Annotated in this window: 15 protein-coding genes; all 15 read left to right on the top strand. The window is 62.2% G+C overall.

The annotated features are described in order from the left end of the window. The first annotated feature begins 105 nt into the window (after positions 1-105). The gene (gene trmJ / locus ABRP30_RS23280; protein ID WP_349974819.1) at positions 106-861 is read left to right on the top strand and encodes a tRNA (cytosine(32)/uridine(32)-2'-O)-methyltransferase TrmJ; all 756 of its coding nucleotides are present in this window, start codon (positions 106-108) and stop codon (positions 859-861) included. A 3-nt stretch (positions 862-864) separates the two neighbouring features. Next, the gene (gene cysE / locus ABRP30_RS23275) at positions 865-1,650 is read left to right on the top strand and encodes a serine O-acetyltransferase (RefSeq protein WP_241804180.1); all 786 of its coding nucleotides are present in this window, start codon (positions 865-867) and stop codon (positions 1,648-1,650) included. Between the two features lie 180 nt (positions 1,651-1,830). Further along, positions 1,831-2,322 (top strand): Fe-S cluster assembly transcriptional regulator IscR, encoded by a 492-nt coding sequence (iscR, locus tag ABRP30_RS23270; RefSeq protein ID WP_042111731.1) that lies wholly within the window; start codon positions 1,831-1,833, stop codon positions 2,320-2,322. A gap of 46 nt (positions 2,323-2,368) precedes the next feature. Continuing rightward, positions 2,369-3,583 (top strand): IscS subfamily cysteine desulfurase, encoded by a 1,215-nt coding sequence (locus ABRP30_RS23265; protein ID WP_267818594.1) that lies wholly within the window; start codon positions 2,369-2,371, stop codon positions 3,581-3,583. A gap of 46 nt (positions 3,584-3,629) precedes the next feature. Further along, complete coding sequence (gene iscU / locus ABRP30_RS23260) at positions 3,630-4,016, top strand: Fe-S cluster assembly scaffold IscU (RefSeq protein WP_007929523.1); 387 nt, start codon at positions 3,630-3,632, stop codon at positions 4,014-4,016. 41 nt (positions 4,017-4,057) lie between these two features. Beyond that, positions 4,058-4,381: an iron-sulfur cluster assembly protein IscA gene (gene iscA, locus ABRP30_RS23255; RefSeq protein WP_008092567.1), complete on the top strand. Its 324-nt coding sequence runs from the start codon at positions 4,058-4,060 to the stop codon at positions 4,379-4,381. Positions 4,382-4,389: 8 nt separating this feature from the next. Beyond that, a complete protein-coding gene (gene hscB / locus ABRP30_RS23250) occupies positions 4,390-4,911 on the top strand; it encodes a co-chaperone HscB (RefSeq protein WP_027920280.1) in 522 nt (173 codons plus the stop codon). Between the two features lie 42 nt (positions 4,912-4,953). Beyond that, the gene (hscA, locus tag ABRP30_RS23245) at positions 4,954-6,816 is read left to right on the top strand and encodes a Fe-S protein assembly chaperone HscA (protein WP_267818590.1); all 1,863 of its coding nucleotides are present in this window, start codon (positions 4,954-4,956) and stop codon (positions 6,814-6,816) included. A gap of 3 nt (positions 6,817-6,819) precedes the next feature. Beyond that, positions 6,820-7,161: an ISC system 2Fe-2S type ferredoxin gene (gene fdx / locus ABRP30_RS23240; RefSeq protein WP_039604293.1), complete on the top strand. Its 342-nt coding sequence runs from the start codon at positions 6,820-6,822 to the stop codon at positions 7,159-7,161. 10 nt (positions 7,162-7,171) lie between these two features. After that, positions 7,172-7,372 (top strand): Fe-S cluster assembly protein IscX, encoded by a 201-nt coding sequence (gene iscX, locus ABRP30_RS23235; protein WP_024762959.1) that lies wholly within the window; start codon positions 7,172-7,174, stop codon positions 7,370-7,372. Between the two features lie 89 nt (positions 7,373-7,461). Then, a complete protein-coding gene (ndk, locus tag ABRP30_RS23230; protein ID WP_241804183.1) occupies positions 7,462-7,887 on the top strand; it encodes a nucleoside-diphosphate kinase in 426 nt (141 codons plus the stop codon). 28 nt (positions 7,888-7,915) lie between these two features. After that, positions 7,916-9,061 carry a 23S rRNA (adenine(2503)-C(2))-methyltransferase RlmN gene (rlmN, locus tag ABRP30_RS23225; RefSeq protein ID WP_241804184.1) on the top strand — a complete coding sequence of 382 codons (1,146 nt, stop codon included), beginning with the start codon at positions 7,916-7,918 and terminating at the stop codon, positions 9,059-9,061. Between the two features lie 13 nt (positions 9,062-9,074). Then, on the top strand, positions 9,075-9,836 hold the full coding sequence (gene pilW, locus ABRP30_RS23220; protein WP_349974818.1) for a type IV pilus biogenesis/stability protein PilW: 762 nt from the start codon (positions 9,075-9,077) through the stop codon (positions 9,834-9,836). Further along, the gene (locus ABRP30_RS23215; RefSeq protein ID WP_349974817.1) at positions 9,833-10,879 is read left to right on the top strand and encodes a RodZ family helix-turn-helix domain-containing protein; all 1,047 of its coding nucleotides are present in this window, start codon (positions 9,833-9,835) and stop codon (positions 10,877-10,879) included. The genes pilW and ABRP30_RS23215 overlap by 4 nt, the downstream gene beginning before the upstream one ends. Before the next feature lie 3 nt (positions 10,880-10,882). Continuing rightward, complete coding sequence (gene ispG / locus ABRP30_RS23210; RefSeq protein ID WP_012316136.1) at positions 10,883-11,992, top strand: flavodoxin-dependent (E)-4-hydroxy-3-methylbut-2-enyl-diphosphate synthase; 1,110 nt, start codon at positions 10,883-10,885, stop codon at positions 11,990-11,992. Positions 11,993-12,003 lie beyond the last annotated feature (11 nt).

Genomic DNA, 12,003 nt, shown 5'->3' with positions numbered 1-12,003 from the left:
CAGAAAAGTTTGGCGGCAGAAGTGTCACATTTGCTTTCATGGCGTTACGCTGGTCGGTTCTGTAAGATCGGATCCCCCAAAACCCGCATCTGTGAGCACAACACCTTGCTGCAAAATATTCGTGTTGTTCTGGTCAATACCAGCCACCCCGGCAACATCGGCGGCGCTGCGCGAGCCATGAAAAACATGGGCTTGTCGCGTCTGGTGCTGGTGCAGCCAAAAGAATTCCCCGCCGCGGACGCCAGTGCGCGGGCCTCCGGTGCCGACGATGTGCTGGCCGGTGCCCAGGTGGTCGACAGCCTCGAGCAGGCACTGGTCGGCTGCAGCCTGGTCATGGGCACCAGCGCCCGAGAGCGCAGTATCCCCTGGCCGTTGATCGACCCCCGTGAATGCGGGGCCAAGGCCGTGGAGCATGCCGTCGGGGGAGAGGAGATCGCCCTGGTGTTCGGGCGCGAGCACGCCGGCCTGACCAACGAAGAACTGCAGCGATGTCACTTCCACGTGCACATTCCCTCGAACCCCGACTTCAGCTCGCTGAATCTGGCCGCAGCGGTCCAGGTGCTCTCTTATGAGGTGCGCATGGCCTGGCTGGCGGTTGAAGGCACGGCGCAGAAAGTCGAAAAGGTCGACGCCAGCGAGCTGGCGACCATGGACGAAATGGAGCTGTTCTATGAACACCTGGAGAAAACCCTGGTGGACATCGGCTTCCTTGACCCCGCGAAGCCCAAGCACCTGATGGCGCGCCTGCGCCGGCTATATGGGCGCAGCTCGGTGGAGCGTCCGGAGATGAGCATTTTGCGCGGTATCTTCACCGAGACCCAGAAGGTCGCGCGGGGCGAGCCGCATAAAAGGAAGGACTGACAGATGTTCGAACGTCTGCGAGAAGATATTCAAAGCGTTTTCCATCGGGACCCGGCGGCGCGCAATGCCTTCGAGGTGCTGACCTGCTACCCGGGTATGCATGCCATCTGGCTGCATCGCCTGGGTAATGCCTTGTGGAGGCGCGATTTCAAGTGGCTGGCTCGCCTGGTGTCGAATTTCGGCCGCTGGATGACCGGTATCGAGATCCATCCCGGCGCCACCATCGGCAGGCGCTTCTTCATCGATCACGGCATGGGTATCGTGATCGGCGAAACCGCCGAGATCGGTGACGACGTGACGCTTTACCAGGGCGTGACCCTGGGTGGCACCAGCTGGAACAAAGGCAAGCGCCATCCGACCTTGGAAAACGGCGTGGTGGTGGGTGCTGGGGCCAAGGTGCTCGGCCCGTTCACCGTCGGTGCCGGGGCCAAGATCGGCTCCAACGCGGTGGTGACCAAGGCGGTGCCGGCAGGTGCCACGGCGGTCGGTATCCCGGGGCGCATCATCGTCAAGCGCGAAGACAGCGAAGTCGAGGCCAAGCGCAAGGCCATGGCGGAAAAGATCGGCTTCGATGCCTACGGTGTCAGTGGCGACATGCCTGACCCGGTGGCGCGCGCCATCGGCCAGATGCTCGACCACCTGCAGGCTGTCGACGAGCGCCTGGAAGGCATGTGCGGCGCACTGACCAAGATGGGCAGTGACTACTGCGCCAAGGAGCTGCCGGCCCTTCCTGAAGACGACTTCAGCGAGACCGCGGCAGCGGCCCCACGCGACGCTCGGTCGCATTGATCGCGCCACAGTGACGGCAGGTTGGCATAGGGGGCGTGTGCTCACGCCCCTTTGCTGCTACAATCGCGCCCGCCTCCCAGATGCAAACCCGACTAAAGCAGTAGGTCTAATAGTTGACTTAAATGCTCGGGAATCGCATACTCGCTCACATCCTGTAACTCTCGTGGTATCCATTTAGCCATGCGACTGACTACCAAAGGCCGATACGCCGTGACAGCCATGCTTGACCTGGCGTTGCACGCGCAGCATGGGCCTGTGTCTTTGGCCGACATTTCCGAGCGCCAGGGCATTTCCCTCTCTTATCTGGAACAGCTGTTCGCCAAGCTGCGCCGCAGCAGCCTGGTATCCAGCGTGCGCGGCCCGGGCGGTGGTTACCAGCTGTCTCGTGGCATGGAAACCATCCAGGTGGCCCAGGTTATCGACGCGGTCAACGAATCGGTCGATGCCACCCGCTGCCAGGGCCTTGGGGATTGTCATGCCGGTGACACCTGCCTGACCCACCACTTGTGGTGCGACCTCAGCCAGCAGATCCACGAATTCCTCAGCGGCATCAGCCTGGCTGACCTCGTCATGCGCCGTGAGGTGCAGGAAGTCGCCCAGCGCCAGGACCTGCGTCGTGTCGCAGGCCGTTCTGCCCAGCTGGACAAGATTGAGACGTCCGCCGTCGACTGACCTTTTACAGTGACGAGCGACGCCACCGCCTGATAGGAGATACTCAATGAAGTTGCCGATCTACCTCGATTACTCCGCGACCACACCGGTCGATCCCCGTGTCGCCCAGAAGATGGCCGACTGCCTGCTGGTCGACGGTAACTTCGGTAACCCGGCTTCGCGCTCCCACGTGTTCGGCTGGAAAGCCGAGGAAGCGGTCGAAAACGGCCGTCGCCAGGTTGCCGAGCTGATCAACGCCGACCCCCGCGAGATCGTCTGGACCAGCGGTGCAACCGAGTCCGACAACCTCGCCCTCAAAGGCGTGGCGCACTTCTATCAGACCAAGGGCAAGCACCTCATCACCTCCAAGATCGAGCACAAGGCGGTCCTGGACACCGCTCGCCAGCTCGAGCGTGAAGGTTTCGAAGTCACCTATCTGGAGCCCGGTGAAGACGGCATCGTCACCCCGGCCCAGGTCGAAGCGGTGCTGCGCGACGACACCATTCTGGTCTCGCTGATGCACGTCAACAACGAAGTCGGCTCGATCAACGACATCGCCGCCATCGGTGAACTGACCCGCTCGCGCGGCGTGCTGTTCCACGTTGACGCCGCCCAGTCGGCCGGCAAGGTCGAAATCGACCTGCAGAAGCTGAAAGTCGACCTGATGTCGTTCTCCGCGCACAAGGTCTACGGCCCGAAGGGCATTGGCGCGCTGTATGTCAGCCGCAAGCCTCGCGTGCGTCTGGAAGCGATCATTCACGGCGGTGGCCATGAGCGCGGCATGCGTTCGGGCACCCTGCCGACCCACCAGATCGTCGGCATGGGCGAAGCATTCGCCATCGCCAAGCAGGAAATGGCCGCGGAAAACCAGCGCATCAAGGCCCTGAGCGACCGCTTCTTCAAGCAGGTCTCGGACCTCGAAGAGCTGTATGTCAACGGCAGCCAGACTGCCCGCGTACCGCACAACCTGAACCTGAGCTTCAACTATGTCGAAGGCGAGTCGCTGCTGATGTCGCTCAAGGACATCGCGGTATCGTCCGGTTCGGCTTGCACCTCCGCTTCGCTCGAGCCGTCGTATGTACTGCGCGCTCTGGGCCGCAACGACGAGCTGGCGCACAGCTCGATCCGCTTCTCCTTCGGCCGCTTCACCACCGAGGAAGAAGTCGACTACGCCGCGCAGAAAGTCTGCGAGGCTGTAAACAAACTGCGTGAGCTGTCGCCGCTGTGGGACATGTACAAAGACGGCGTTGACATCTCCAAGATCGAGTGGGCCGCCCACTAAGCAGTCGCCAGCAAGAGCGGCTCCCTGATGAGGAAGGAATTGCACCATGGCATACAGTGAAAAGGTCATCGACCACTACGAAAACCCACGTAACGTCGGCAAGATGAATGCCGAGGACCCGGATGTCGGTACCGGCATGGTCGGCGCCCCGGCGTGCGGTGACGTGATGCGTCTGCAGATCAAGGTCAACGAGCAAGGCATCATCGAAGATGCCAAGTTCAAGACTTACGGCTGCGGTTCGGCCATCGCTTCCAGCTCCCTCGCCACCGAGTGGATGAAGGGCAAGACCCTGGACGAAGCCGAAACCATCAAGAACACCCAGCTGGCGGAAGAACTGGCGTTGCCGCCGGTCAAGATCCACTGCTCGGTACTCGCCGAAGATGCCATCAAGGCAGCCGTTCGCGATTACAAGCAGAAGAAAGGCTTGATCTAAGTCGCCTGTTGCGAAGTACCGACGTTGAGGAATAAGTACCGATGGCTATCAGCATGACAGAAGCCGCCGCCAACCACGTGCGGCGTTCCCTCGAAGGGCGCGGCAAGGGCGAGGGCATCCGCCTGGGCGTGCGCACCACCGGTTGCTCGGGCCTGGCCTACGTGCTGGAGTTCGTCGATGAACTGGCGGACGAAGACACCGTGTTCGAAAACCATGGCGTCAAGGTGATCATCGATCCCAAGAGCCTGGTTTACCTTGACGGCACTGAGCTGGACTTCGTCAAGGAAGGGTTGAACGAAGGCTTCAAGTTCAACAACCCCAACGTACGCGGTGAGTGTGGCTGCGGCGAAAGCTTCAACGTCTGAGGCTGGCTGTGGGTACTCCTTGTCATTTCGCTCTGTTCGACCTCCAGCCGTGCTTCCGGTTGGACCTCGACAAGCTGGCCACTCGCTATCGCGAGCTGGCCCGCGAGGTTCATCCTGACCGCTTCGCCGACGCTTCCGAGCGAGAGCAGCGGGTAGCGCTGGAAAAATCCGCCGCCCTCAACGACGCCTACCAGACGTTGCGCAGCGCCCCGCGCCGTGCCCGCTATTTGCTGGCCATCGGTGGCCACGAGGTGCCTCAGGAAGTCACGGTCCACGACCCTGACTTCCTGCTGCAGCAGATGCAGTGGCGCGAGGAACTCGAAGAGCTGCAGGACGAAGCCGACCTCGACGGTGTCGCCGTGTTCAAGAAGCGCCTGAAGGCTGCCCAGGACACGCTCAACGAGGATTTCGCCGCCTGCTGGGATGTGCCTGCCGAGCGCGACAAGGCCGAGCGCCTGATGCGCCGCATGCAGTTCCTCGACAAGCTCGCCCAGGAAGTGCGCCAACTAGAAGAGCGCCTCGACGATTAACCCGGCGTTGCCCGTGATGACGCCTAAGGTATTCAGATAAGCATGGCCCTACTGCAGATCGCCGAACCCGGTCAAACCCCCCAGCCGCACCAGCGTCGTCTGGCGGTGGGCATTGACCTGGGTACTACCAATTCTCTGGTCGCTGCCGTGCGCAGCGGTCGCAGCGAACCCCTGCCCGATGCGCAGGGCAACGTCATTCTGCCCTCCGCAGTGCGCTATCTGGCTGGCCACAATGAGGTCGGCCTGGCAGCGCGAGAAGCTGCCGCCAGCGACCCACTGAACACCGTGCTTTCGGTCAAGCGCCTGATGGGGCGTGGCCTGGCCGACGTCAAGCAACTGGGTGAGCAGCTGCCGTATCGCTTCATTGGCGGCGAGTCGCACATGCCGTTCATCGAGACTGTCCAGGGGCCAAAGAGCCCGGTGGAAGTGTCCGCCGATATCCTCAAGGTGCTGCGCGAGCGCGCCGAAGCGACCTTGGGCGGCGAGTTGGTGGGCGCGGTGATCACCGTGCCGGCTTATTTCGACGATGCCCAACGCCAGGCGACCAAGGATGCCGCCAAACTGGCTGGCCTCAACGTGCTGCGCCTGCTCAATGAGCCGACCGCCGCTGCCGTTGCCTATGGCCTGGACCAGAATGCCGAAGGCCTGGTGGCCATCTATGACTTGGGCGGCGGTACGTTCGATATTTCCATCCTGCGCCTGACCGCAGGTGTGTTCGAAGTGCTCGCCACCGGTGGTGACACGGCCCTTGGCGGGGACGACTTCGATCACGCCATTGCCAGCTGGATCATCGAGCAGGCCGGGCTGTCCGCCGACCTCGACCCGGCTACCCAGCGCCAGCTGCTTCAGGCTGCCTGCGCCGCCAAGGAAGCCCTGACCGACGCCGACCTGGTCAGCGTCAGCCATGGCGCCTGGCAGGGCGAGCTCAGCCGCGCCGCTTTCGAAGCCATGATCGAACCGCTGATTGCCCGTAGCCTCAAGGCCTGCCGCCGCGCCGTGCGCGACAGTGGCGTCGAACTGGAGGAGGTGGGTGCGGTGGTCATGGTCGGTGGTTCGACCCGCGTACCGCGTGTCCGTGAAGCGGTAGGCACGCTGTTCGGCCGTACCCCGCTGACCTCGATCGACCCCGACCAGGTGGTCGCCATCGGCGCCGCCATTCAGGCTGACACCCTGGCCGGCAACCGCCGCGAAGGTGGTGAGCTGCTGCTGCTCGACGTCATTCCGCTGTCCCTTGGTCTTGAGACCATGGGCGGGCTGATGGAAAAGGTGATCCCGCGCAATACCACCATCCCAGTGGCCCGCGCGCAGGAATTCACGACGTACAAAGATGGCCAGTCGGCCATGATGATTCACGTTCTGCAGGGTGAGCGCGAGCTGATCAGCGATTGCCGTTCGCTGGCGCGCTTCGAGTTGCGTGGTATTCCGGCCATGGTTGCCGGCGCCGCGAAAATCCGCGTGACCTTCCAGGTCGATGCCGATGGTTTGCTCAGCGTCGCGGCGCGTGAGCTGGGCTCTGGCGTAGAGGCAAGCATCCAGGTCAAACCATCCTACGGCCTGACCGACGGCGAGATCGCGCGCATGCTCAAGGACTCCTTCGAGCATGCCGGCTCCGACAAGCAGGCGCGTCAGCTTCGTGAACACCAGGTTGACGGCGAGCGCCTGCTTGAAGCTGTGCAGGGCGCCCTGGACGCTGATGGCGAGCGACTGCTCAGCAGTGAAGAGCGCGAAGCCATCGAATTCCAGATGCAAGAACTACGTGATTTGCTGAACGGCACCGATGGCCCTGCCATCGAGCAACAGACCAAGCGTCTGTCGCAGGTGACCGATGCATTTGCCGCCCGTCGCCTTGATTCGACGGTCAAAGCCGCACTGGCCGGGCGCAACCTGAATGAGATCGAGGAGTAACCGATGCCGCTGGTGACATTCCTGCCGCATGAGAAGTTCTGCCCAGAGGGGCTGAGCGTGGAGGTCGAGCCCGGGACCAATATCCTGGAGCTGGCCCACGACCATCACATCGAGATGGAAAGCGCTTGCGGTGGCGTGAAGGCCTGCACCACCTGCCACTGCATCGTGCGCAAGGGTTTCGATTCGCTTGAAGAAGCCGACGAACTCGAAGAGGACATGCTGGACAAGGCCTGGGGCCTGGAGGCGCAATCGCGTCTCGGCTGCCAGGTGGTCGTCGGTGATCAGGACCTGACCATCGAGATCCCGAAATATTCGCTCAACCACGCTGCCGAAGCGCCCCACTGAGGATTTTTCAATGAGTCTGAAATGGGTTGATGTACTTGAGATCGCTATCCAGCTTGCAGAAAGCAAGCCGGACGTCGATCCTCGTTATGTGAATTTCGTCGATCTGCATCGCTGGGTGCTGGCCTTGCCGGAGTTCAGCGACGATCCGTCACGCGGCGGTGAGAAAGTGCTCGAGGCCATCCAGGCGGCCTGGATAGACGAAGCCGACTAAGCGTGACGCTGCAGGTTAGGCAATCCCCTGGAACCCGCGTATAATTCGCGGGTTTAATTTTTCGCAACACTCATATTCTGGAGTTTTCCATGGCTGTTCAACGTACTTTCTCGATCATCAAGCCTGACGCAGTTGCCAAAAACGTCATCGGCAAGATCACCACTCGCTTTGAAGAAGCCGGCCTGAAAATCGTTGCTTCGAAAATCAAGCAACTGTCCAAAGCCGAAGCCGAAGGTTTCTACGCTGAGCACCGCGAGCGCGGCTTCTTCGGTGACCTGGTTGCCTTCATGACTTCCGGCCCGGTTGTCGTTCAGGTTCTGGAAGGCGAAAACGCCATCGCTCTGAACCGTGAGCTGATGGGCGCTACCAACCCTAAAGAAGCTGCTGCCGGCACCATCCGTGCTGACTTCGCCGAGTCGATCGACGCCAACGCCGTTCACGGTTCGGACTCCGAAGCTGCTGCTGCTCGCGAAATCGCTTACTTCTTCGCTGCTACCGAGGTAACCACTCGCTAAGCGAAAGCTTACGGGTGAGGGTGAATCCATGACGACATCTACTGGCAAAATCAACCTGTTGGGCCTGACCCAGCCGGAAATGGAACAATTCTTCGACTCTATCGGGGAGAAACGCTTCCGTGCCGGCCAGGTGATGAAATGGATTCACCATTTTGGCGTCGATGATTTCGCCGCCATGACGAACGTCGGCAAGGCCTTGCGCGAAAAGCTCGAGGCTGTTGCCGAAATTCGTCCTCCGGAAGTGGTCAGTGAAGACATTTCCGCAGACGGCACCCGTAAATGGGTGATCCGCGTTGCCTCCGGCAGCTGCGTCGAGACCGTCTACATCCCAACCGACGATCGCGGCACCCTTTGCGTGTCGTCGCAAGCCGGCTGTGCCCTGGACTGCAGTTTCTGCTCCACCGGCAAGCAAGGCTTCAACAGCAACCTCACCGCCGCCGAAGTGATCGGCCAGGTGTGGCTTGCCAACAAATCCTTCGGGACCGTCCCGGCCAAGATCGACCGCGCGATTACCAACGTGGTCATGATGGGCATGGGCGAGCCTCTGCTGAATTTCGACAATGTCATCGCTGCCATGAAGATCATGATGGATGATCTGGGCTATGGCATTTCCAAGCGTCGCGTCACCTTGTCCACCTCCGGCGTGGTACCGATGATCGACGAACTGGCCAAGCACATCGACGTGTCCCTGGCCCTGTCGCTGCATGCGCCGAACGACGCGCTGCGCAACCAGCTGGTGCCGATCAACAAGAAGTACCCGCTGAAGATGCTGCTGGAGTCGTGCATGGGCTATATGGCCACCTTGGGTGGCAAGCGCGTGCTGACGGTCGAGTACACCCTGCTCAAGGACGTCAACGACCAGCCAGAGCATGCCGCGCAGATGATCGAACTGCTGCGCGATGTACCGTGCAAGATCAACCTGATCCCGTTCAACCCGTTCCCCCATTCCGGTTACGAGCGCCCTAGCAACAACGCTATCCGCCGCTTCCAGGACCTGCTGCACCACGGTGGCTTCAACGTCACCACCCGTACCACCCGTGGCGATGACATCGATGCCGCCTGTGGCCAGCTGGTCGGCCAGGTCAATGACCGTACCCGCCGCAGCGAGCGCTACATCGCCGTACGTCAGCTGTCTGCCGACGCCGAGCTGCAAGACAGCGCTGTGCGCCACTGAGTCCGGGCCCGCCATGAGCCTGCGCGCCGCGCTGTCGATCCTTGCACTCTCGCTGCTGGCCGGCTGCGTGTCGGGCGGTGCGAGCGACCCACTGGCCACGCACCAGGGGCGAGTGGAGGCGGGGCGCGCTTATGTGCAGCTCGGGCTTGGCTATCTGCAACAAGGTTTGACCGAGCAGGCCAAGGCGCCGTTGGCCAGGGCACTGGCGCTGGATGCCAAGGATGCCGATGCGCACGCGGCTTTGGCGCTGGTGTTTCAGGCCCAAGGTGAAGCTGCGCTGGCCGAGCAACACTTCCAGAAAGCGTTGTCGGCACGCCCCGGTGACACGCGAATTCGCAACAATTACGGCAGTTTCCTATATGCTCAGCAGCGTTTCGCCGAAGCCGAGCAGATGTTTCGCCTCGCCAGCGCCGATACCCTGTATCCTGAACGTTCGCGCGTTTACGAGAACCTCGGCCTGACAGCCCTGAAGCTCGGCGACCGTGACCAGGCGCAGGCGTACCTGAGCAAGGCTCTGCAACTCAATCAGCGGCAACCCAGGGCTTTGCTGGAAATGGCTGAGTTGTCCTACGAAAACAGGCATTATGTGCCGGCCCGGGGTTTCTACGATCGTTTCAGCCAGTTGAGCGATCACAATGCCCGTAGTCTCCTGCTGGGCAGCCGTCTTGCCCGGGTGTTCGACGAGCAGGGCACACAGGCCGAATTGGGCCAGCAACTACAACGACTTTATCCCGGTACGCCGGAATATCAGCAATACCTGTCGGAGCAACGATGAAAGCCGCGCATCCCGAAGTAGCAGCAGCGACTGGCCAGAACCCCGGTGAATTGTTGCGCCAGGCCCGCGAAAGACGGGAGTGGTCGCAAGCCGAGGTGGCCCGCAAGCTCAACCTCACCGTCAGTTCGCTGAACCACGTGGAAACCGGTGCCTTCGACAAGTTGCCAGGGCATACCTTCGCCCGTGGCTATATCCGTGCCTACGCCAAGCTGATGGACATGGACCAGGCGCCGCTGGTCGAGGCCTTCGACCAGTACACCGGCACCCATGCCAAGGGCAGCGACGTGCATTCACTGGGCCGCATCGAAGAGCCGGTGCGCCTTTCGCACAACATTCTGCGCGGCGTCAGCCTGTTGCTGCTGCTTGTGGTGGTCGGTGGCAGCTTCCTGTGGTGGCAGGACCAGGGCAGCCTGCGCGGCAAGGACCTGGCCAAGATCGCCCTGGAGCACGTCGAGGTCGAAAGCGCCGACGGTACCACCCAGATCCACCCGCTGGACGAGCCTGAAGACCAGGCCGTTACCTTGGGCCAGCAGGGCGAAAGCGCGCCGCTGCCGCTGGAGCAGGCACCTGCCGAGCCGGTCGCCGGGGCCGCCCCCGAGGCCGCCAGTGCCGCCGCCCCTGACGCCGCAGCGCCCGCACCGGCCCAGCAGGCACCTGCCCAAGCTGCAGCGCCCGCGCCGACAACGGCAGCCGCACCGGCTGCATCGGCCTCGCCAACCGCACCCGTAGCCCAGGCCGCCCCCGTTGCGCCCGAGGCCAGCGTGCCGGCCAGTACCGCCGAGCCTGCCGCCGTACCTGCCGGCAGCGCCAAGGTAGCCATCCAGTTCACCGCCGATTGCTGGACCCAGGTGTCCGATGGCAACGGCAAGGTGCTGTTCAGCGCCATCAAGCGCAAGGGCGACAACCTCGAGTTGACCGGCAAGCCGCCGTTCGCCGTACGCCTGGGCTTTGCCCGCGGCGCCCAGGTCAGCTACAACGGCCAAGCCGTCGATGTCGCCCCGTTCACCAGTGGCGAAACCGCTCGCCTGAAGTTGGGACAGTAAGTCATGCACGGCGAATCTCCGATCAAACGTCGCGAATCCCGCAAAATCTGGGTCGGCAATGTACCTGTGGGTGGTGATGCCCCCATTGCGGTGCAGAGCATGACCAACACCGACACCAATGATGTCGCCGCTACAGTGGGCCAGATCCAGCGCCTGGTCGATGCCGGTGTCGACATCGTCCGGGTTTCGGTGCCGGACATGGACGCCGCCGAGGCGTTCGGCAAAATCAAGCAACTGGTCAGCGTACCGCTGGTCGCTGACATCCACTTCGACTACAAGATCGCGTTGCGCGTGGCCGAACTGGGCGTCGACTGCCTGCGTATCAACCCGGGCAACATCGGCCGTGAGGACCGTGTTCGTGCCGTGGTCGATGCCGCTCGTGACCGTGGCATTCCGATCCGTATCGGTGTCAACGCAGGCTCCCTGGAAAAGGACCTGCAGAAGAAATATGGCGAGCCGACCCCGGCGGCGTTGGTCGAATCTGCCCTGCGCCATGTCGAGCACCTCGATCGCCTGGATTTCCAGGACTTCAAGGTCAGCGTCAAGGCCTCCGACGTGTTCATGGCCGTCGAAGCCTATCGCTTGCTGGCCAAGCAGATCATCCAGCCGCTGCACTTGGGCATCACCGAGGCCGGTGGGCTGCGCTCCGGCACGGTGAAATCCGCCGTCGGCCTCGGTATGCTGCTGGCCGAAGGCATTGGCGATACCATCCGCATTTCGCTGGCGGCCGACCCGGTCGAGGAAGTGAAGGTCGGTTACGACATCCTCAAGTCGCTGCACCTGCGTTCACGTGGCATCAACTTCATCGCCTGCCCGAGCTGCTCGCGGCAGAATTTCGATGTGGTCAAGACCATGAACGAACTGGAAGGGCGCCTGGAAGACCTGCTGGTACCGCTGGATGTGGCGGTGATCGGTTGTGTGGTCAACGGCCCTGGCGAAGCGAAGGAAGCCCACGTGGGCCTGACCGGCGGCACGCCGAACCTGATTTACATCGATGGCAAGCCGGCGCAGAAGCTGACCAATGACAACCTGGTCGATGAGCTGGAAAAGCTCATCCGCCAGAAAGCGGCCGAAAAGGTCGAGGCCGACGCGGCGCTGATCGCCCGCGGCTGACACACAGATTC

Origin of the sequence: Pseudomonas sp. WHRI 8519 (assembly GCF_040224055.2) — a bacterium.
Classification (GTDB): domain Bacteria; phylum Pseudomonadota; class Gammaproteobacteria; order Pseudomonadales; family Pseudomonadaceae; genus Aquipseudomonas; species Aquipseudomonas putida_X.
This window is presented reverse-complemented; position numbering and strand designations above follow the sequence as displayed.

Bases quoted from the DNA above. Each gene is read 5' to 3' on its own strand.
- ispG (WP_012316136.1), top strand. From the start codon at position 10,883: ATGCACGGCGAATCTCCGATCAAACGTCGCGAATCCCGCAAAATCTGG.
- fdx (WP_039604293.1), top strand. From the start codon at position 6,820: ATGCCGCTGGTGACATTCCTGCCGCATGAGAAGTTCTGCCCAGAGGGG.
- ABRP30_RS23265 (WP_267818594.1), top strand. From the start codon at position 2,369: ATGAAGTTGCCGATCTACCTCGATTACTCCGCGACCACACCGGTCGAT.
- pilW (WP_349974818.1), top strand. From the start codon at position 9,075: ATGAGCCTGCGCGCCGCGCTGTCGATCCTTGCACTCTCGCTGCTGGCC.
- ABRP30_RS23215 (WP_349974817.1), top strand. From the start codon at position 9,833: ATGAAAGCCGCGCATCCCGAAGTAGCAGCAGCGACTGGCCAGAACCCC.
- iscA (WP_008092567.1), top strand. From the start codon at position 4,058: ATGGCTATCAGCATGACAGAAGCCGCCGCCAACCACGTGCGGCGTTCC.
- iscU (WP_007929523.1), top strand. From the start codon at position 3,630: ATGGCATACAGTGAAAAGGTCATCGACCACTACGAAAACCCACGTAAC.
- iscR (WP_042111731.1), top strand. From the start codon at position 1,831: ATGCGACTGACTACCAAAGGCCGATACGCCGTGACAGCCATGCTTGAC.
- hscA (WP_267818590.1), top strand. From the start codon at position 4,954: ATGGCCCTACTGCAGATCGCCGAACCCGGTCAAACCCCCCAGCCGCAC.
- iscX (WP_024762959.1), top strand. From the start codon at position 7,172: ATGAGTCTGAAATGGGTTGATGTACTTGAGATCGCTATCCAGCTTGCA.
- ndk (WP_241804183.1), top strand. From the start codon at position 7,462: ATGGCTGTTCAACGTACTTTCTCGATCATCAAGCCTGACGCAGTTGCC.
- cysE (WP_241804180.1), top strand. From the start codon at position 865: ATGTTCGAACGTCTGCGAGAAGATATTCAAAGCGTTTTCCATCGGGAC.
- rlmN (WP_241804184.1), top strand. From the start codon at position 7,916: ATGACGACATCTACTGGCAAAATCAACCTGTTGGGCCTGACCCAGCCG.